The 19456-nt window shown below is 60.2% G+C and carries 20 protein-coding genes and 2 pseudogenes; 7 read left to right on the top strand and 15 right to left on the bottom strand.

Annotated features, from left to right (window positions below):
• Position 1 precedes the first annotated feature (1 nt).
• A pseudogene (locus tag BLQ55_RS00170) lies at positions 2-223 on the top strand (hypothetical protein).
• A gap of 245 nt (positions 224-468) precedes the next feature.
• Here the strand turns inward: BLQ55_RS00170 and BLQ55_RS00165 are convergent.
• Complete coding sequence (locus tag BLQ55_RS00165) at positions 469-1383, bottom strand: LysR substrate-binding domain-containing protein (RefSeq protein ID WP_092202423.1); 915 nt, start codon at positions 1381-1383, stop codon at positions 469-471.
• A 112-nt stretch (positions 1384-1495) separates the two neighbouring features.
• Here BLQ55_RS00165 and BLQ55_RS00160 point away from each other — a divergent pair, with 112 nt between their 5' ends.
• The 3 genes from BLQ55_RS00160 to BLQ55_RS00150 are packed head-to-tail and all read left to right on the top strand — an operon-like array spanning position 1496 to position 3551.
• On the top strand, positions 1496-1852 hold the full coding sequence (locus BLQ55_RS00160; protein WP_092202421.1) for a hypothetical protein: 357 nt from the start codon (positions 1496-1498) through the stop codon (positions 1850-1852).
• On the top strand, positions 1852-2778 hold the full coding sequence (locus BLQ55_RS00155) for a DMT family transporter (protein ID WP_092251740.1): 927 nt from the start codon (positions 1852-1854) through the stop codon (positions 2776-2778). Before BLQ55_RS00160 ends, BLQ55_RS00155 begins: the two co-directional genes overlap by 1 nt.
• Positions 2779-2822: 44 nt before the next feature.
• On the top strand, positions 2823-3551 hold the full coding sequence (locus BLQ55_RS00150) for a helix-turn-helix transcriptional regulator (RefSeq protein WP_092251738.1): 729 nt from the start codon (positions 2823-2825) through the stop codon (positions 3549-3551).
• Here the strand turns inward: BLQ55_RS00150 and BLQ55_RS00145 are convergent.
• From BLQ55_RS00145 to BLQ55_RS31090, 11 genes are all read right to left on the bottom strand, one after another.
• Complete coding sequence (locus BLQ55_RS00145; protein ID WP_092251736.1) at positions 3538-4236, bottom strand: 4'-phosphopantetheinyl transferase family protein; 699 nt, start codon at positions 4234-4236, stop codon at positions 3538-3540. The genes BLQ55_RS00150 and BLQ55_RS00145 overlap by 14 nt on opposite strands.
• A complete protein-coding gene (locus BLQ55_RS00140; protein ID WP_143011678.1) occupies positions 4233-4604 on the bottom strand; it encodes a hypothetical protein in 372 nt (123 codons plus the stop codon). The genes BLQ55_RS00145 and BLQ55_RS00140 overlap by 4 nt, the downstream gene beginning before the upstream one ends.
• Before the next feature lie 10 nt (positions 4605-4614).
• Positions 4615-5889 carry a GNAT family N-acetyltransferase gene (locus BLQ55_RS00135; protein ID WP_092251732.1) on the bottom strand — a complete coding sequence of 425 codons (1275 nt, stop codon included), beginning with the start codon at positions 5887-5889 and terminating at the stop codon, positions 4615-4617.
• Positions 5890-6081: 192 nt separating this feature from the next.
• Positions 6082-6639: an RBBP9/YdeN family alpha/beta hydrolase gene (locus tag BLQ55_RS00130; protein ID WP_092202409.1), complete on the bottom strand. Its 558-nt coding sequence runs from the start codon at positions 6637-6639 to the stop codon at positions 6082-6084.
• A complete protein-coding gene (gene cmlS / locus BLQ55_RS00125) occupies positions 6629-8341 on the bottom strand; it encodes a chloramphenicol-biosynthetic FADH2-dependent halogenase CmlS (RefSeq protein WP_092202407.1) in 1713 nt (570 codons plus the stop codon). Before cmlS ends, BLQ55_RS00130 begins: the two co-directional genes overlap by 11 nt.
• Before the next feature lie 15 nt (positions 8342-8356).
• Positions 8357-8977 (bottom strand): LbetaH domain-containing protein, encoded by a 621-nt coding sequence (locus BLQ55_RS00120; protein ID WP_092202405.1) that lies wholly within the window; start codon positions 8975-8977, stop codon positions 8357-8359.
• On the bottom strand, positions 8974-10341 hold the full coding sequence (locus tag BLQ55_RS00115; RefSeq protein ID WP_092251730.1) for an ANL family adenylate-forming protein: 1368 nt from the start codon (positions 10339-10341) through the stop codon (positions 8974-8976). The genes BLQ55_RS00120 and BLQ55_RS00115 overlap by 4 nt, the downstream gene beginning before the upstream one ends.
• Positions 10338-11033: an SDR family NAD(P)-dependent oxidoreductase gene (locus BLQ55_RS00110; RefSeq protein WP_092202401.1), complete on the bottom strand. Its 696-nt coding sequence runs from the start codon at positions 11031-11033 to the stop codon at positions 10338-10340. Before BLQ55_RS00110 ends, BLQ55_RS00115 begins: the two co-directional genes overlap by 4 nt.
• Position 11034: 1 nt before the next feature.
• Positions 11035-11919 carry a hypothetical protein gene (locus tag BLQ55_RS00105; protein WP_092202399.1) on the bottom strand — a complete coding sequence of 295 codons (885 nt, stop codon included), beginning with the start codon at positions 11917-11919 and terminating at the stop codon, positions 11035-11037.
• Between the two features lie 26 nt (positions 11920-11945).
• Positions 11946-12254, bottom strand: coding sequence for a hypothetical protein (locus tag BLQ55_RS00100; RefSeq protein ID WP_092202397.1), 309 nt, complete (start codon positions 12252-12254; stop codon positions 11946-11948).
• A complete protein-coding gene (locus tag BLQ55_RS31090) occupies positions 12251-12469 on the bottom strand; it encodes a hypothetical protein (protein WP_139207984.1) in 219 nt (72 codons plus the stop codon). Before BLQ55_RS31090 ends, BLQ55_RS00100 begins: the two co-directional genes overlap by 4 nt.
• A gap of 10 nt (positions 12470-12479) precedes the next feature.
• On the opposite strand from BLQ55_RS31090, the gene BLQ55_RS00095 reads away from it, so the two are divergent.
• The 3 genes from BLQ55_RS00095 to ggt all read left to right on the top strand — a co-directional run bounded on the left by BLQ55_RS00095 (position 12480) and on the right by ggt (position 18143).
• Positions 12480-13709, top strand: coding sequence for a cation:proton antiporter (locus tag BLQ55_RS00095; protein WP_092202395.1), 1230 nt, complete (start codon positions 12480-12482; stop codon positions 13707-13709).
• A gap of 47 nt (positions 13710-13756) precedes the next feature.
• A complete protein-coding gene (locus tag BLQ55_RS00090) occupies positions 13757-16141 on the top strand; it encodes a penicillin acylase family protein (protein ID WP_092252114.1) in 2385 nt (794 codons plus the stop codon).
• Positions 16142-16304: 163 nt separating this feature from the next.
• On the top strand, positions 16305-18143 hold the full coding sequence (gene ggt, locus BLQ55_RS00085) for a gamma-glutamyltransferase (RefSeq protein ID WP_256326502.1): 1839 nt from the start codon (positions 16305-16307) through the stop codon (positions 18141-18143).
• Here the strand turns inward: ggt and BLQ55_RS00080 are convergent.
• The 3 genes and pseudogenes from BLQ55_RS00080 to BLQ55_RS32715 all read right to left on the bottom strand — a co-directional run.
• Complete coding sequence (locus BLQ55_RS00080) at positions 18125-18358, bottom strand: helix-turn-helix domain-containing protein (RefSeq protein WP_092202394.1); 234 nt, start codon at positions 18356-18358, stop codon at positions 18125-18127. The two genes, ggt and BLQ55_RS00080, sit on opposite strands and share 19 nt — an antisense overlap.
• Positions 18359-18365: 7 nt before the next feature.
• The gene (locus tag BLQ55_RS00075; RefSeq protein ID WP_092202392.1) at positions 18366-18920 is read right to left on the bottom strand and encodes a DUF2975 domain-containing protein; all 555 of its coding nucleotides are present in this window, start codon (positions 18918-18920) and stop codon (positions 18366-18368) included.
• A gap of 88 nt (positions 18921-19008) precedes the next feature.
• A pseudogene (locus BLQ55_RS32715) lies at positions 19009-19440 on the bottom strand (methyl-accepting chemotaxis protein); the annotation flags it as partial.
• Between the last annotated feature and the right edge of the window lie 16 nt (positions 19441-19456).

Below are 19456 nucleotides of genomic sequence, written 5' to 3'. Positions count from 1 at the left end.
CATGGACGATGTCTCGCTACTCGCATCATTGCTAAAGCGCATAAATGAAAACCAGCTGGCATTGGCGGCTGCTATTGAGGAGCTGTCGAACTGAGTTGAGCAACGAGGATCTTCAGAGGTGGCACAAAACATCAGAGGGGCACTGGACACCCTGGATGAGAATTCAGGATTCATTACCCTCGCTCTGGCCTCACTGGCGGCAGAAGGTCGGACAAAGAAGTAAATATCCGCCTTCATCGGAGCCTACCACCGACCATCTGCTGGCGCTTTACCTAGCGGGGATCCCACGATATCAGCAGGCAGAAACCGGCAGCGTGTATGCCTACATGTATGCCTAATTTAAAAATACGCTAATAAACCCTTTAAATACAAGATCTTAATAGATCAGTTCAAATGACTGTGTACCACCAAGTACTAAAAACGGCCTATCGAAAGATAGGCCGTTTTTTTATGCCAAAAAAAGGCCGCTCAGCAGGCCGGCAGTCGACGTGCCTGGCTGAGCTCTCGCAGATACGACTCGACCTCCTCACCCAGCCATTCGGCAAACTGCTGCCGCTTGGCCTCGACGCGCTCGCGGTCTGGCAGCAGCAGCCAATACGGATAGGCATACGGCACCGCATGCTCGCTCAACTGCACCAGTTCACCACGCCCGATGGCGTCATGCACCAGGCTGCGACGCACCAGCGCGATACCCTGCTTGAGTCGCACGGCCTCCAGCACCAGGTTCGAATCGTTGCTGCACAGCCCCTTGCGCGTGACCTCGGTGTCCAGCCCCGCCGCCTCGCACCAGGGCTGCCAGGAGTCCATGGTGAAAATGATCGGGCTCGCGACGATCTGCGCCGGCGTATGCGGTAGCTGTCCGCCATTGAAGCCCGGGGAAGCGACAACGATCATTTCGTCGTGAAACAACAGCTGTTTTTCCACCAGTTCCCAGTCGCCCCGCCCCATGCGCACGCTGACGTCCACCGCCTCCTGCGCCAGATTGGTCACGGTGAGACTGGCCTGCAGACGCACCGTGATATGCGGGTAACGCGCCTGGAATCGACCGATGCGCGGCAGCAGCCAGGAGAAGCCGAAGGAAGGCATGACCGCCACCACCAGCTCCGAAGCCTTGGGCTGCGCTTTAACCTGGCGAGTCGCATCGGCGATGTTCTTCAACGACTCACGCACCTGCAACGAGTACAACCGACCGTCTTCAGTGATGCGCAAGGTACGTCCCTCGCGCACGAACAGTGTCACGCCCAGCATCTCTTCCAGCACCTTGAGCTGCTGGCTGACCGCCGAATGAGTGACGTGCAGCTCCGTCGCCGCCAGGGTGACACTGGACAAGCGGCTGACAGCTTCGAAACTGCGCAGACAACTGAGGGGAGGGATCACCATCATGTAAGCCCCGCTAACAATTACTTCAAGAAATTACTGATGTTTTTACCGAAATCAGCCATTTAATGTAAGCGCAGATGTATTTTCCAATGACTTTTTCAGAAGGAAGACCAAGGTGCGTACGTTAACGGTCTCTTTCAGTGCCAATTCCCAGGGGTCATCCGACGGCGAGCCGGACTGGGTCTACATCTATCTTCGCCCGACCGAGCTGATGTCGTTGCACTTGCGCCAGGACATCATCGCTCACGCCCTGAGCGGCAGTCATTGGGTGAGCTGGGAAGGTCGCGACATGCTCCTGGAGCAGAGCCAGACCCTCAGGTTGAGCGCCGGCAAAGCGCTGATCGACGGGACCGGGGTGCTGCAGCTTGCCTTGGCGCCGGCGCCACAGGAAACCATCAAACGCTTGGGCCAATGGCGCATCGCCCCCCTGTTACCGAGCCGGGTCCAGCCGCTGCGGATCGAGATCCGCTGATGGCACTGTCAGTGGCTGGCGAGGCGACGGGCCTCCATAGCCGACTGGGTTTCGCTGTCACGATCCTGGCGTCCACATTTCTGATGGGCTCAAGTTTCGTGTCGGGCAAGCTATTGCTCGAGCAGGGAGTCGATCCCTTGATGCTGGTGGGCTGGCGATTCTTCCTGGCCGCGCTGGCAACCTTGCCGTTGGTATTCATGCAAGGTGGTTCCTGGCGTGCCAACCTGCTCCCACGCCACTTGGACGCCCGGCAGGTGCTGGTGATCGCCATCATCGGCCTTACCCAGACCACGGCCGTGATGAGCCTGCTGTTCCTGGCAATGCGCACCGTCTCGGCCTCCACGGCCGCGATCCTGCTTTTCACCAACCCCGTGTGGGTCGCGGTAGGCAACCGACTGTTCTTCGCGCAGCCGCTCAAGGCCAACCGTCTGTTGGGCTTGGTTACAGGCTTGATCGGCGTCGCGCTGGCCATTGGCGCTGACTTTGCAAAAGACCCACAGCCTGGCGCCTGGATCGGCGTGACGCTGGGCTTGGGCGCCGCCGTCAGTTGGGCCACCGCGACACTGATCATCAAGCGCAACCCGGTGGCGGTCGGCACGTGGACCTTGAGTTTCTGGCAACTGTTCATCGGCGCCCTGGGGGCACTCGCCTGCGCCCTCCTGGCCGGCGAACACTGGCCCGATCACCTTTCGATCCAACAGTGGGGCTGGTTTGCCTGGCTGGCCATACCGGCCTCGACCGGCTCGTTCGGGCTGTGGTTCGTCGCGCTGAAACAGGCAGACGCTACCAGCACCAGTGGCTGGCTGTTCCTGGCGCCAATGTTCGCGGTGCTGCTGTCCTGGGCCGTACTGGATATCCAACTCTCCGCTTGGCAATGCCTTGGGGGTCTGTTGGTCGCGGCTTCGATCTGGCTGATGAACCGTTGATCGCATCCTGCGAGCTGAGCCGGCAATCATTGAAAAGGAAATGAATGATGTTATCGCAAGCGCTTGAGTTTCTTCTGGACGGCCCCGGCATCTCGACCAGCAGCGATCTGTTCGATCGCTTGAAAGAACCGGTTCTGCAATTGGGCTTTGGCCGCTATGAACTGCGCCTCAGACCAGACAGAAACGCACGGGAGCGCAGCGAGCTGGTCATTGGCGATTACCCACAAGCCTGGCATGAGGCCTACGAACAGGCAGGCTACGTCAGGATCGACCCGGTCATGTTGCACTGCATGCATAATGTCACGCCCATCGTCTGGACCGAGCGACTGTACAGCTCACCGCAACAACACAGCCTGCGAGCGCTGGCCGTGGCGCACGGCCTGGAACATGGCGTCACCTTCGCCCTGCACGGCCCGCAGGGCCAGTTCGGGACTTTGGGCCTCAATCTCCAGGCACGCGACGCCGATCGGGCGCAATCGATGATCAGACACCACATGGGTACGCTATCGATACTCAGGGACGCAGCCCTGCAAGCCGCCCTGGCCCTGATGGTTCCGCCAGCGCCCGTTAACTTGGTCAAGCTGACCCGGCGTGAAAAGGAAATACTGCGCTGGAGTGCCTTTGGCAAGACCAGTTGGGAGATCTCGAATATCTGCTGCTGTTCGGAAGCCAACGTGGACTATCACTTCAAGAATATCCGTCGAAAGTTCAGCGTGACGACGCGTAGCGCTGCCGTCGTCCAGGCCCTGTCGATGCAGCTCATTCAGATCTGACACAGCAAGGCATCCGGCCAGGCGCCGGGTGCCAGCTGAAATCGAGTTCTGGCGACCACTCTCCGCACAGGCCCAACCATGAAGGCAACAGATCGGCTGTAAGCACCTCGCCGGTGAGTGTGCCGACCCCTCCGGCCAGGTTGAAACTACGCTGGGAAGGGGCGGCATCTTCGGGGCAACATAAGCATCGCGTATCACCGCGTATCCCACTCCCCCGGTATTTGAGCAGACTCTCGCGCCGGGTCCACAACCATACAAAGTCGGCTTCCCGCGTACCCTCATCGCGACTCTGGAGCCAGCGACGCTCACTCTCGCAAAAGTATCGACGTACAGCACTGCGCCAGAAGACCGGGGCGGCACCGTCCTCGTAATCAAGGCCCAAACGGGACGACCCCACGACCAGCAGGCCCAGACGTTGTGCATAGGTCACACTGGCGAATAGTCGGGGGTGGGTACAAAGACGCAATTGCCCCGATGCCTGCTGTTCGATCACCACCCGTTGCGGATCGCACTGCTCAAGCCCGGCCACCGTCAGGCGCAGGGCAATGCGTGCGTTGAGGTAACGAACTCGCTGACGCTCGCCCAAGGTCGCGGCGTGTCGCATCTGCTGTGCATCCAGCACGGCATGCCACGCGGCATCAGCCTGTGCATGGACCGGGAAGACAACCAACTGCAACGCGCTCATGCAGATTGTTCACGGGCATTGTGACGGACCTGCAACCGGGCATAGAACAAAGCATAGGCTCCCGCCAGGCCCAATACCGGGAGCAGGGTCAGCACCGGATCCGGCGTGCCGATCATCATGTGCACGCTCAGCAGCACAGCCGCGTAGATCAACATTGCCCAACCGGCCACTCGCACCGCAACGGCCTGGTGCGGGCTGCTGCCGATCCGGCGGCTGATAAATGCGGAGAACGCGAAAGTAGCCGCGAAACTGAGCAGCCACTGCGCCAACGCCGATTGCGCCATGGCCATCCAGGGTAACTGACGGGCGCAGAATGCCACCCAACCGGCGTACAGGGTGGCCGATGCGGTGGAGCTGACAAGCCTCACGACCGAAGGATTAACCCATGAGTTTCTTGAGCGCACGCGCGATCCCCCGCTTGACCCGTATCCCCGTGGCCGACACCCGGAATTGAGCGGCCAGCTGGGTGATGTGCTGGCGATGCACGCTGTGCCCGATGGTAGGACCGAAGACAAACAGCCACTGGGGCAAATGCCAGTCGAGATGGCTCAAAAGACGGCCAACGTCGAAATACATCACGCGCACGGTTTCACCGCTGTAGGGGTGTTTTTTGCTGATCGGCAGGCATTGCGCTCCTAGACGGGTGTAGATCGGCACCAGGAGATCGATGGCGTCCAGCACGATGTACCGGCTCTGCAAATGCAGGGTAATCCTGCCCAGTTCGCGCAGCAGCGCCAGCATCACGTGATGCCCGGCGTACTCGGGCAAAATGGCGACCCGGGACATCTCGACAAAGCCCGCCGCCCACAACCATTGAGGCAAGGGCGTCGACATCTCGATCTCGCAGCGCTCACGATAGCCGCTGTTGACGACGACACGTCCCGCCCCCACACATTTGTTGCCCAGCCGCGCGCAGACCTGGATGGCGTAAGGGTCCCATTCATCCCACAAGACTCGCGGATCCTGCACGTCCTCCAGCCGACCGTAGTGGCGGTTGGCAGCCAGGCGGCACGTCAGCAAATCGTCCATGGCGCCGGTCCCTTCGATAATCGCGACATGGGTCAGGCGACCGATGGCCGGACTCTTGCGTAGCGCCACGGGCAGGCTGTCGAAGGAGAAGTGCCGACGCTGGCACAGCAGCATCAACGCCACGGCGGTGCTCGAGGGTTTGTCCAGCACCCGGAAATGACAGAGGAAGCGGCCCTGGTCCTCGAAACGCCCCAGGACCTGCACACGCACCATGGCCAGGCCACTCCACGGACAGTTGAACTGCAGTTCCAGATCCATGCCCGGCACGATCACTACATCTCGGTCCAGTACCTCGAACGCACCGTTGAGCGGGCTGAGGTAATGCAGTTGTACGGTCAGGCGACGATTGAACAGTGTGGGACTTCGCGCCGCCGCCCTGAGTGACGCGTCGGTGCGATCGCGCTCATTCAGGTACGCCGGCCTGGAACCGCAGCTCACCAGCTCCAGGCAGGCCCGGTCATTGCCTGACCAGCGGCCCTGCATGTTTACCGGCACTTGCGGCCGATGCAGGCACTGCTGGAAACACAGCGCCACGGTGAAAGGCTCGGGGTTGGCGCTGTAGAGACCGGCCGGCACTTCAAGCACGCAATGCGCCTCGTCCCGGACCGCCAACGTGGCCGGCACACTGTGCCCTTCAAATCGCGCATGCACCGGGATCCGGTGGCACTGCCCCTGCGCAACCCCTCGAACCGATGGCGATAATGCGGCTCCAAGCTCATCGCCCGGCAGCACAGACACGGCATTAGCTGACATAGCATCGTCCTGATGGCTTAAAGAAATACAGGCCGCCATGGGCAGCCTGTGTGCAATCGTCACTCAGTGATTCAGTGACCGGGCAAAGGATTGCAAGAGGTTGTAGCCCTGATCCCAGTACCCCAACTGCGATTTCCCGTTGATGTGGCCCAGCTCGCCCAGGTTGGTGCAGCCGCAACCCAACTGGCGGGCGCTGCGCTGCACGTAATCCAGGTCTCCGTAGGGATCGTTCTGGCTGGTGATCACCGTGACCGGAAAGTCGACGCTCAGTTGGTCGGCCGGTCGGAAGCCGCGGGCCTGCTCCGGAAACTGCTTGCCATTGGGGTCCGGTACCGCGACCAGAAACGCGCCGCGCATCAGGTCCGAGCGATGTCGCGCCGCCCACTCCAGCAGCAACAGGCACCCCAGGCTATGGGCGACCACGACCACCGGTCGCTGCTGCCCGGACAACAGCGCCTGCAAATCCGCGACCCACTCCTCGCAGTCCGGGTTATCCCAGTCACGGTGCTCCAGCCACAATGAATCGGGATGCTCGGTATTCCAATGCCGCTGCCAGTGGGTATCGCCGGAATTGCCGACGCCCGCCAGGAAAAGCCAACTGAACCCCTCGTCATACTTCATATTCGACCCCTACCCCATCGAAGCGCAGGCGATCCTGCACCAGCACTCGTTGCCCATGCTTGTCGAAACCATCGAGCAAACCGGCCTCCATCAGCCGGATAACGAACTGCGAGGAGTTCACCTCCCCCACTTCGTTGAGGCGCACCATCAACTCCTTGTAGCCGAATTTCTGTTCGTAGAGGTCCTTGAACAGCTGCACCAGGGCTTCGCTCACGGTGTACTTGGTCATGTCCTTGCCGGCCCCGTTGGACAGGATCCGCTTGAGGCTCAACTTGAAACTCAGGGGCTCGATCTTGAAATAGTCGGCGGTCTCGACCCGGTCGCCCAACCAGTTGAAGCTGGCGATGCGGTTCAACTGTTTGGTCAAGTCGGAGATCCAACGCACGCGAGCCGGGTTAAGCTCAGCATCCATGAACTCGTCGGTCAACTCATTGCGCTGGTGCCGGCCGATGGCAATCATGGTGGAGGCGCGGTCCTTGAAGTCGCCAATCTGCGGGCGGTTCTGTTTTTCCCCGTTGACCAATTGCTCGAACCACTCCTTGCGCTTCAGACGTTCGTCGGCCGACTCGCTGATGCGACGCTTGGTCCAGAACTCGGATTCCGGTTCAGTGAACGAGGCGAACGTGTAGAAGGACGCCAGAAACTCGTGGTACTGGTTGTAGGTCTCGCTGTAGCTGCGGTTGTACCAGGCGTGGACCTTTTCGTTCTGCTCCGGATGCTGCATCAGGTAGTCAATGCTGCTGGCCGCGCTGACCGCCGACTGCGAGGCCAGGTGCACCCCCTGGGAGAACAATGGGTCGGTGAAGCAGGCCGAATCGCCACACAGGAAAAAGCGGTTGCGGGAGAAGTATTTGGTTTCGTAGGACCAGTCACGCACCAGCTTCACATCCTCGCAACGCTCCACACCGTTGAGGATCGACAGGGCTCGCTCGCTCTTGGCCAGGGTCTTGTCATAGAAAGCATTGAGCCCCATGGCCTTGATATCGGCCAGCTTGCTCTGGTCGACAATGGTACCCACGCTGTAGATACCGTCCTTGAGCGGGATCATCCAGATCCAGCCATCTTCGAAGGTGATCGAGAAAGTGGTGCCATTGAGGTCGTTCTTGAACGGGTCCGGGGTCTTGAAGTACGACCACAAGGCCACGCTCTTGTAGAACTCGTCGTACTCACGCAGATCCAGCTTGCGCACCAGCGGGCTATTGCTGCCTGAAGCGTCGATCAGGTAATCGGCCGTGAAGTCGCTGGTCTCGTCCTTGTGCCGTACCGTTACGCTGACGTTGTCGGCCTGCTCGGTATCCACATCGATGACGGCTGCCTCCTCGAACACGCGCACACCGCGCTCGCGGCAGGTGTCGAGCAGCATCTGGTCAAAGTCCGAGCGCAGAACCTGAATGGCGTGGTCGAACACCCAGTCTTCGGTCTTGGGCGTGCTGAACGAGAAGGTCCACGGCGCTTCGGTCTTGCCCCACAGGAAGGTGGCGGAAGGCTTGAGCACGTAGCCGGCCTGCGCAATCTTTTCACTCAGCCCGAGGCGGTGCAGGATCGACAACGTGCCCGGCAAGAAAGACTCGCCTACGCGGTAGCGCGGGAACTTCTCTTTTTCGAACACCGTCACCTGGTGCCCGAGTTTTTGCAAGGTCAACGCTGCGATGCTGCCAGCAGGACCACCACCCATGATAATGACGTGTGCAGACTTGTTCATGCGGGTACTACTCCTTTAGACCAGTTGAAGGATTTTCTGGCGGGCCGTGGATGTGCAGTGCGAATGCGCCGGGATGCACTCGCTGAGGGTGCAACCGGCCTGGATCGTCACATCGTCTTCAATCACCGTCTGGGGCGTGACCACGGTACTGAGCCCGATGAAGCAGCGATTACCGAGGGTCACGCTGTTACCGGCATTGAAATGCGGTGACAGGAAGTTGTTGTCGCCCAACTGCGAATGGTGGCCCACGCTGCAGTGGTAATTGATCATGTTCCAGGAACCGATCCGGGTGTTGACACCCACGTGGCAATCGGCGGCGATGACATTGCCGCGGCTGGCGCGCAGGTCCAACCGATGACGGACGCTGGGGTGGATGAAGTTGGGCGCCAACAAGCGGCCATCGCTGAAGTACGCGTCGATCAGTTGCTGGCGCAAGGCAATATCGGCCACCCCCAGAACGTAGCGATAACGTGGGTCCAGGCCTTGGGCGGGCCACGGCGCGGCAGGTGCGGCATCGCCCCCGGCCTCATCCGGCACGATCAGGTGACGCACCACTGCCAACGGCTCGATGTCTTGCAGGTAGGTCGCCAGCTCCAGCGCGAAGCGCCCGGCGCCGAGGATCACGATATCGCTCATGAGAGCACCGCCCGGGTCTTCTTGAACCGATTGGAAAAAGCGATTTCGTCGACCTTGTTGACTTTGACGGGCAACTTGTAGGCTTCCAGGCAACTGCCCAGATGCTCGAGCACATGCTGTTTGAGGGCTTTCTTGCTCTCCACGCCTGTGGCCATGACATCCATGTGGACGGCCTGGCCAGTGATCGCATTCGGCACGCCGTACACCACACAGTCGTCGATCAGCGAGCTGCGCAGCATCACGTCTTCGATTTCGGTGGGAAGCACCTTGAGCCCTCCGACGTTGATCAGCTCCTTTTGCCGTCCCTGGATCCGCAGATAACCCTCTTCGTTCTGCTCCACCAGATCACCGGTACGGAACCAGCCATCTTCGGTGACGTTATCGGTGTCCTGGTTCAGGTAGCCGACAAACTGGCTGCGGGTCTTGAGCTGCAACTCGCCATCGACAATGCGGTACTGAGTGTTCGCATCGGCCAGCTTGAAAAAGGTGCTGGCCGAGGACTGGCTGACCGTAGCGCTGATACCCGTTTCACTGGTGCCGAATGTTTGCAGCATCTTGGCCTTGGGAAACGCCTGCTGGACCCGTTTGAGCAGGCTTTGCTGCATGCTTTCAGTGCCATAGGTGATCAGCCGTACCGAGGACAGGTCATGCTGTTCGTGATGCCGCCCCATCAGGATCAGGTTAAGAAAGGTCGGGCTGACCGGCAGCACCTTCACCCCATGCCGCGCGACCAGCGCGCAGATCGATTCGGGCGCCCGATCGACCGGCATCACCGCGCACCCGCCCACCGCCAGCGTGTTGAGCAAGGAATTCAAGCCGCCAATGTGGTCGAACAACAGGAACATCAGGATCGAAAGGGGCTTCTTGCGCTCCTTGCCCAGCTTGGTGTCGATCAGGTCATCCAGGTCATGCAGGATCGCCTTGGGTGCGCCGGTACTGCCGCTGCTCAGCAACACCAGGCCCGAGCGCCCCTTCTCCCGCAACGCGCTGTAGTACTCAGGGCTTTCGTCGGCAATCGGTTGTGCCAGCGAGTGATGCACCCAGGCATCGTCGACGATCTCGATCCGATGCTGACACCGTGCGGCACCTTGCAGGGTTTGCAGGGAGCGCTCACTGAGATCGACCAGCGGCGCCACAATATTGCGGTTCAGGTACAAGGCCAGCAGCGCAGCGACGCCAGGCACGCTGTAGTCACTGTTGAGGATGACCGCATCCCCCGGCTTGACGCCGCGGTCGACCAGCCAGGCCAGGCACTGCTGCACCTTGGCATGCAGATCGCTGTAGGTGCATTGCTGCTCGCCGTGCAACAGCGCCACGCGCTGCCCCGGTTCGGCCAGCGTTGCCAGCAAGGCATCACGGCTCATTGCACACCTCCCAGGCTGAGGGTTTCACCCGTCACAAAAGCCGACTGGCTGGAGATAAGAAACTTCAAGGGTCCGATCAAGTCGGTAAACACACAGGGCCTGGCTATCGTCTGGCGCTCGATCATCTTCTGTCTGATCTCTTGAGGAAGTGTGCGGGTCAAAGAGCTTCGGTACAGCGGTAACACCAGGTTATTGATGCGAATGCCAAAAACCGAAAGTTCCTTGCTCAACGTTCGGGTCAGCTGTTCGACAGCGGCTTTGCTGGCGGCATATATCGATTGGCCTGGAATGGCCCAATGGGTCGCCACGGTAGATATATTCACGATGACACCCGGATGCTCGTTCTTCTGCATTAACTTGACGGCTTCGCGGGTAACATTCATCAAGCCAAATACATTGCTCGCAAATAAACCCTGGACCGTCTCGGCAGGCGTCAACTGAAAAGGCGCCATATTGGCTTCACCGGCGTTATTGATCAGCACATCCAGCTGCGCATGACTCAAGCGAATATGCTTGATCATTTTCCTGACCGCACTGGCATCATTCAAATCCAGACAGAAGTGCGTGTAGCGTTCATGCTCAATTGAACCTTCACCACGACTGCAACCAATGACGACGTGGCCCTGTTCCAGAAAATACAGCGCCGCTTCTTTACCGACGCCTTTGCGGGTACCCGTCAACAATATAATCATATCAATGCAACTTATATCCGATGAGTAGCGGCAGGCTGTACAGCGGTTTTATCGGTGCACTTGCCAAACTGCCAGAAGCAGGCTTTACCAATGACGGAACTTCGCGCTTGATCAACCGCGTACCGCCCAGGGGATACCCTGCCAGTTCCGCCGCATTACTCACCAGGCACTGAACGCGCATTTGCAGGCATAAGGACAATCGCCAACTGTCGAGACTGCGTGCAAACAACTGCGGGTTGCCGATGAACAGCACCCGGCCGATCGGCTCGAACCAGCGCCGGGTCATGCGCTTGACGATCAGGTAGCAGGACTCGCCGGTCAGTGAATCGACGATCATCAGGTGCCGACACTCAACCCCCGAGTGATCCTGGAAGACCACGCTTTCCTGCTCGCTCAGCCAGCCCGCGACTCGATGGACATCGGTTTCCAGGCGATAGCGCCGACGTATCTTCAACGGATTGGGGAAGGGATACATCAGCAGCAGCTCGGTTTCCAGGTCGATAAAGCCGAACTTCTTGCTGATCTCGTAGACATCAGGCGTGGGCGTATAGTTGAGCAGCGTGACTTTGCGCATCGACAGTACCGGCAACAACAGTTTCAGGCTTTCCTTGCGGTACTCGGCCTGCACGTACCAACTATGCAATTCGCAGAAGCGCTGCTGCCCGTTGCAGGGCTGGGTGGTAAACAGCAAACCGAGAAAACCCACCACCACGTCGCCGTCGAGCATCACATAGCCGAAGTAGTCCTCTCCCCCGGACCAGATATCGGCAAACATGCGCTTGCGCACATTTACGCCAATCCAGTTGGAGTTCAAGGTGGACTCGCGCAACAGCTTGCACACCGGGTACATGTCACTGCTCAGCGCTTTACGGACCGTCACGTTCACGTCAATGCTCCCTGCGTGGCGTTCATTCAGGCAGAGGCCAGTTGAGGAACCTGTTGCTCGGCGATAATGAAATCAATCAAACAGGCAACGCTGCTGAACGGGCTGACGGTCTGTGACACCGCTTTTTCCGACGTCAACGAGATTTCAATATCCAGTTCGTCGTCCAGGCCTTCTTCTACCGCCGCCAGAAAGCTGACCAATTGCATGGAATCGAACACCCCGGTAGTACCATAAAGCGCCAACGTTTCGATATTTTGCAAATCGATCTTCTCTTTACGCGTGGCATTAACTTCAATCAGGGCTTGATGAATGATCGTAAATATCGCGTCTTTCATAATCGACCTTCCAAATTATCGGCAAACAGGAGTCGAGCACGACTAACAAGCCGCACAACAACGAAGCAAGGAAAATCTAACAGGTTCATCTCATCAAAAAAAACTACCAGATCTGGTAGTTTTTTTATCCCTGCGCGCTCCGCTAACATCCGCTGATTATCTGCCAGCACGCTATATAGAGCCCGGTGGCGGCGTACCCTCAACTCTTCGGACAAGGTAACCCCCATGCTCTTCTTGCAAATCGTTTTTATAATATTAACGGCCAAGGTTGCGGGTGCTTTTCTAAAAAGACTAGGGCAGCCAGAAGTGGTAGGCGAGATGATCGCAGGGTTTGTATTGGGCCCTTTAGTACTTGGTTTTTTCTTTCCCGACTTCCACCATGCACTATTTAAGGGCGACGCTGTTACACAATTAAAGGTGCTCAGCGACCTCGGAATTCTGCTGTTCATGTTTGTCGTCGGCGCCGAGTTCCGTATGCCTGAACAGCACTCCCGCTACGCCCATGGCAAAGTGCTGCTGATCGCCGGTTGCAGCATTGCCCTTCCCTTCATTCTGGGCGTTGCGATCGCGCCTCTTCTCTACAGCACCTTCGCACCTGCCGGCGTCCCCCATCTAGGCTTCAACCTGTTCATTGCAACGCTGTTTTCGGTCACCGCGTTCCCGGTTCTGGCGCGCATTCTGAAGGAGCGACGGATGCTCGACAGTGAGGTCGGTGCGCTCTCGCTGATGGCTGCCGCCGTGAGTGATGTCTGTGCCTGGGTGTTGCTGGCGATCACCGCGATGAGTTTGCAATTGGACCGTCAATGGCAGGAATTGGCTTTGCGGTTGTGTGGCCTGGCAGCCTTGTGCGGCGCTTCATTCTGGTGCGTGCGTCCTTTGTTGAGGCGCTGGATAGCCCACCTTGAGGGCAGGCGTACCTTGACCCTGCTCGCGGTACTTGTGTGTGGTGCGCTGATGTACGGCAGCATCACCGAATGGCTGCAAATCCATGCAGTGTTCGGTGCTTTTCTGTTCGGCGCGTGCCTGCCGCGAGACCAACGGCTGTTGAACATGCTGGTCGAGCGAGTGGAGCACATTGCGGTCATCGTGCTGATGCCCGGCTTCTTCGCCCTCGCCGGGCTCAACACCACCGCGGCGACGTTTTCGAGCGTCGGTGTAAGCCTGCTAGGCCTGGTGCTGCTGGTGGCAATCGCCGGCAAACTGTTGGGCGGTGCATTGGGCGCCCGCTTCGCCGGTTATTCGACACCGGTCGCCATTGACATCGGCGTATTGATGAACGCCAGGGGCCTTATGGAACTGGTGGTACTGAAAATAGGCCTCGACCTGGGGATTATCGGCAAAGAGCTCTTTACTCTTTTTGTCATCATGACCGTCGTCACCACGGTCATGACCGGCCCCTTGCTCAACCTGCTGCAACGGTTGCGTCACGCTCGCCAAAGGCTGGGTGTGCAATGACCGCCCTCAACGTCCCCCTGCCCCCCACGGCCCTTGCTAAACCAAGCATGCTCAAGCGCATCGGTGTCTTCGTTGCGGCGGCGCTGCTGATCGGCGTTACCGTGATCGCCATCTACCTCTATGGCAAGCAACCGCAGCGACAGGGGCTGGCCAGCCTGCCTGGACTACAGTCGCCAGTCGAGGTGCGGTTCGATGAGCGTGGCGTACCGCATATCACTGCCGGCAACGAGCCCGACGCATACCGCGCCTTGGGTTACATACACGCCCAGGACCGCCTGTTCCAGATGGAAATGCTCCGGCGCCTGGCCCGCGGTGAATTGGCCGCCGTACTGGGCAGCAAGTTGCTGCCCACCGACAGACTGTTCCGCACCCTGCGTATCCGTGAACAAGCAGACTGGCAGGTGGCGCACGCCGATCACCAGAGCGCGACCTGGCAGGCGTTGCAGGCGTACCTTGACGGTATCAACGCCTATCAGATGGAAAATCCACGCCCTGTAGAGTTCGACTTGCTCGGTATCGAGAAGAGGCCGTTCACCGCCCAGGACGTCTACAGCGTGGTCGGCTATATGGCCTACAGCTTCGCGGCGGCGTTTCGTACCGAACCCCTGCTGACCTACGTCAAGGACACGCTGGGTGCGCCCTACCTGGCCATTTTCGATCGCAGTTGGGACCCAAAAGGCGCCCTTGGCAGCCAGGCACTGAACGCCACCGATTGGCAATCGATGGCGGCGCTGGCGCAGCTCAGCGAACAAGCCGTGAACCATTCGGGGCTGCCGCAGATGGAGGGCAGCAACGCCTGGGTTGTCTCGGGTCGGCGCACGCAAAGCGGCAAGCCGCTGTTGGCGGGTGACCCGCATATCCGTTTTTCCGTACCATCGGTGTGGTACGAAGCCCACCTCAACGCCCCCGGCTTCGAACTCTACGGCGATTACGAAAGCCTCGTGCCGTTCGCCTTGCTGGGGCACAGCAACGACTTCGCCTGGACCCTCACCATGTTCCAGAACGATGACATTGATTTGATTGGCGAAACCACCAATCCCGACAACCCCGATGAAGTCTGGTACCAGGGCCGTTGGGTCGCCATGCAGGAAGAACAGCAGAGTATCGAAGTGCGCGATGCCGAACCGGTCATGCTGCGCCTGCGCCGCTCCCCCCACGGCCCGATCATCAATGATGCGCTGGGCGACAATGCTCCTGGCCGGCCCATCGCCCTCTGGTGGTCGTATCTGGACGGCGATAACCCGGTGGTGGATGCCTTTTATCGGCTCAACCGCGCCAACACACTGGACAAGGCTCGCACGGCGGCGTCATTGATCAAGGCCCCGGGACTCAACGTGGTGTACGCCAACGCCCAAGGCGACATCGCCTGGTGGGCGGCTGCGCGATTGCCCAGGCGCCCGTCCCAGGTCACCGCGGATTTCATTCTCGACGGCAGCACCCCCGAGGCCGACAAGGACGGCTATTACCCGTTCAGCGCCAACCCGCATGAAGAAAACCCGGCCAGGGGCTACATCGTCTCCGCCAACGCCCAGCCCGTCTCGCCAGATGGCATGGCGATACCCGGTTATTACAACCTGCCCGACCGAGGTCGACGCCTGACCCGAGAACTGGGCCGGGACGATCAGTGGAACAGCGAAAAAAGCACCCGGCTGCAACTCGACACCCAGACCGGCTATGCCCAACGTGTGTTGCAACCGGCGCTGCCAATCCTGCGCGCGGCGATTGCCGACCCGCGCCAACGCCAGTGGCTGGAGGGGCTTGCGCAGTGGCAGGGCGACTACCCGCTGGACTCGATCGACGCCACGCTGTTCACGCAGTTCCTTTACGACCTGAGCTATGGCGCCCTGCACGATGAGCTGGGCGACACGATGTTCCAGAACCTGTTGAGCACCCGCGTAATAGACGCTGCGCTGCCGCGCCTGGTCGCCGACGAGTACTCGCCCTGGTGGAAGGACAGGACACAACCGGACGTGCAGACGCGGGCCGACGTTATCGTTCGTGCCTGGAACACCAGCATCGCCCATCTGCGGGCCACCCTGGGTGACGACTCCACGCAGTGGCAATGGGGCAAGGTGCATCAACTGACGCAGGCGCATCCGCTTGGCAGCCAGAAATGGCTGGCGCCGCTGCTCAACGCAGGCCCTTACCCGGCCCCCGGGAGCCACGAAGTGCCGAACAACTTCTCCGCACCGCTGAGTCCGGCGCCCTGGTCGGTCACCTACGGTCCCTCGACGCGACGGGTCATCGACCTGGCCACGCCGGACAAAGCCCTCGGCATACTCCCGGTGGGCCAGAGCGGCGTTCCGTTCAACAGCCACTATGAGGATCAGGTCCTGCCCTTCATGCGCGGCGAGTACCAGGCCTTGCACCTTTCATCGACGGACGTGGCCCGGCATACCCAAGGCACCCTGACACTGACGCCCGCCCCTTAGGTTCATCGGCCCTGGATGCCACGCCACACTGCGGCGTGGCAAATGCACTGTCGAACCCTCGAGACTGGGGATGGCGCGTGAACAATTCGGCTTCTGGTTTGCGCCCTACACCTCCCATCGCTACAGTCCTCCTCTATATTCCACGCCACGGATGGAGCAACACGTGCCTACAGACTTCAAACCGAACCTTCGCCTGTCAGCCTTTTCGTTGCTGGCTGTCGCCCTAACGCTCGCGGCCTGCAAGGCGCCGCCTTCCTCCACCGCGACACCGGCCTTGCCCGCCCCACCGGAGGTCATTTCCGGCTTCCGCACCGATCTGCAGACCCGCTACGCCGAGAAGCACATGGCCGCTGCGGCCAACCCTTTGGCGGCCGAGGCCGGGCGCGAGATGTTGCGGCGCGGCGGCTCGGCCATCGACGCGGCCATCGCGATGCAGGCCGTGCTGACCCTGGTGGAGCCGCAATCCTCGGGCATCGGTGGCGGTGCGTTCATTGTGCTGTGGGATGGCAAGGCCGTGCGCACCTATGACGGCCGCGAAACGGCACCGGCAGGTGCCACCGAAAGACTTTTCCTGCAAGCCGACGGCAAACCCATGTCTTTCACGGCGGCGCAGATCGGCGGTCGCTCCGTGGGGACACCGGGGGTGTTGCGTGGGCTGGAATTGGCCCATCGCAAACATGGCCGCCTCAAATGGGCGACGCTGTTCGAGCCAGCCATCACGCTGGCGGAACAAGGCTTTGCGATTTCCCCCCGCCTGCACACGTTGATCGCTACAGACCCGTCCTTGCCGGGCTCGCCAGACATGGCCGCCTACTTTCTCAACGCCGATGGCAGCCCGAAGGCGGTTGGCACGGTGCTGAAGAATCCAGCCTTGGCCGGCGTGCTCAAGCGCATCGCCAACGAAGGCCCCGATGCGCTGTACAAAGGCCCGATCGCCGAGGAAATCGTCGCCAAGGTACAAAACCACGCCAACCCCGGCAGCCTTTCGCTCAATGACCTCCAAGGCTACACCGCACGGGAGCGGCCAGCGTTGTGCACCGACTACAAGCGCTGGCAAGTCTGCGGCATGCCGCCACCGTCTTCGGGCGGGGTTGCCGTGGCGCAGATCCTCGGGACATTGCAAGCCCTGGAACAGCGCGACAGCCACGCGGCCCTCGCGCCTTTGAAACCGGTCAAGACCGACAAGCCCGCCGGCATCGAACCCACCCCCGAAGCGGTGCACCTGATCGCCGAAGCCGAGCGCCTGGCCTATGCTGACCGCGCCCAATACATTGCCGACCCGAACTTTGTCGCCGTGCCGCTCAAAGGCTTGGTCGATGCCGGGTACCTGGCCAGCCGCGCCAGCCTGATCGGCCCTCGCAGCATGGGCGTCGCCAAGCCCGGCACGCCACCGGGCATCCAGGTGGCCTACGCCCCGGACCGTTCACCCCTGCGTATTTCCACCTCGCAAGTGGTGGCCGTGGATGACCAGGGGGGTGCCGTGTCCATGACCACGACCGTGGAATCGGCGTTCGGCTCACACTTGATGGTCCAGGGCTTCATGCTCAACAACCAGATGACCGATTTCTCGTTCATCCCCGAAGAAAATGGGCAAAAAGTCGCCAACCGCGTCGAACCGGGCAAGCGCCCACGCTCGTCCATGGCACCGACGCTGATCTTCGACCGTCGGGGAGAACTGGTGGCCGCTGTCGGCTCCCCCGGCGGCTCCCAGATCATCGAATACGTCGCCAAGTCAATGATTGGTCTGTTGGATTGGGACCTCGACCCGCAAACCGCCATCAACCTTCCCAACTTCGGCAGCCGCAACGGCCCTACCGAACTGGAGCGGGGCCAATTCAGCCCGGCACTGATCCAGGCGCTGAAAGACAAAGGCCATGAGGTGAGCGAGATCGACATGAACAGTGGCACCCAGGCCATAGTCCGGGTGCGTGACGCGCAAGGGAAAACCTCGTTGGCCGGTGGTGCGGATCCAAGGCGCGAGGGTCAGGCACTGGGCGATTGATCGTGCTCGCCCTGCGGTTGATAGACCAGCAGATCTGCAGGCTGACAGTGCAGATGGCTGCAAATGGCTTCGAGGGTCGCCAGGCGTATGCCCTTGACCTTTCCTTGCTTCAACAAGGAAAGGTTGGCTTCAGTAATGCCGATTGCAGCAGCGAGGTCCTTGGATTTGACCTTGCGCAGGGCCAGCATCACATCGAGTTGAATAACGATGGGCATGGGAATCTCAAACGAATGTTCTGTTTTCCGAATCGACTTCACTGGCCTGGGACAGTATCCGGGCAATGATCGCAATACAGGCGGCAAGAAATAAAGCCACGAAAGACGGCGCGGTGATACTGAAGGTCAGCAATCGCTGGCCGACCGGCGCATTGATCGTCATCAGCAGGCTCAGAAACGGCTCGCAGATGAAGTCCAGCAGCACCCACAACGCCACCGCGCGCCCCGCATTTCCCAGATAAGCCGCTGCCGCGGTGGAAAAGTATTGCCCTTGGGCGTAGTGCTTGAAGAGCCTGCGCAAGTGGGTGAGCCCGACCGCCAGGGCCAACAAGGGAATGCTCGTCAACAGTACGCCACCCAGGCACTGCCATCCCGTCAAGCCCATCGCCTCTTCAGGCAAGCTCGACAGCTGCCGCTCGGTCAGGGCAAACCCCAGGCCGTATCGGGAGGCCGCTTCAGGATACAGCCAGGCCACGGCGTTGACGACCATCATCGCGACCATGAAAACAAGGGTGACGGCTGCCATCCGCTGGCTGTACAGGGCAAGACGATTCGAGTGCATGTAAGGCTCCAATAGAATAAGGGAGCCCAGAACATAGCCAAGAAATTATCGCAAAACAATAATTAATATGTAAAAAACAATAATACCTCTACGTGGACAGCTGATTGGCAAACTGACTCACGGCATCGACCACCTTCTTCGCCCCGTCCTGGATCTCGACGATCACCGTCCCCGCCTCGGCAGCCAGGGCCAGGCCATGTTCGGCCTGGTGCTGGCCGTCGGTCATCAGCGCCACCGCGTTGCGGGCCATATCCTGGTTCTGGCGGACCACGCCGACGATTTCCTCGGTCGCCTGGCTGGTACGCGATGCCAGTTGGCGCACCTCATCGGCCACCACCGCAAAGCCCCGCCCTTGCTCGCCGGCCCGGGCCGCTTCGATGGCGGCGTTGAGCGCCAGCAGGTTGGTCTGTTCGGCGATGCCGCTGATGGTCTTGACGATGGTACCGATCACCTGGGATTGCTCGTTCAACGCCTCGATGCCTTCGCCAGCGGTTTGCATGTGCCGGGCCAGGTCGCGCATCACGTCCACGGCCTGG

The organism is Pseudomonas sp. NFACC13-1 (genome assembly GCF_900104425.1).
GTDB lineage: Bacteria > Pseudomonadota > Gammaproteobacteria > Pseudomonadales > Pseudomonadaceae > Aquipseudomonas > Aquipseudomonas fluorescens_AA.
Note: the sequence above shows the minus strand (reverse complement) of the source record. Positions and strands in the feature narration are given on the sequence as shown.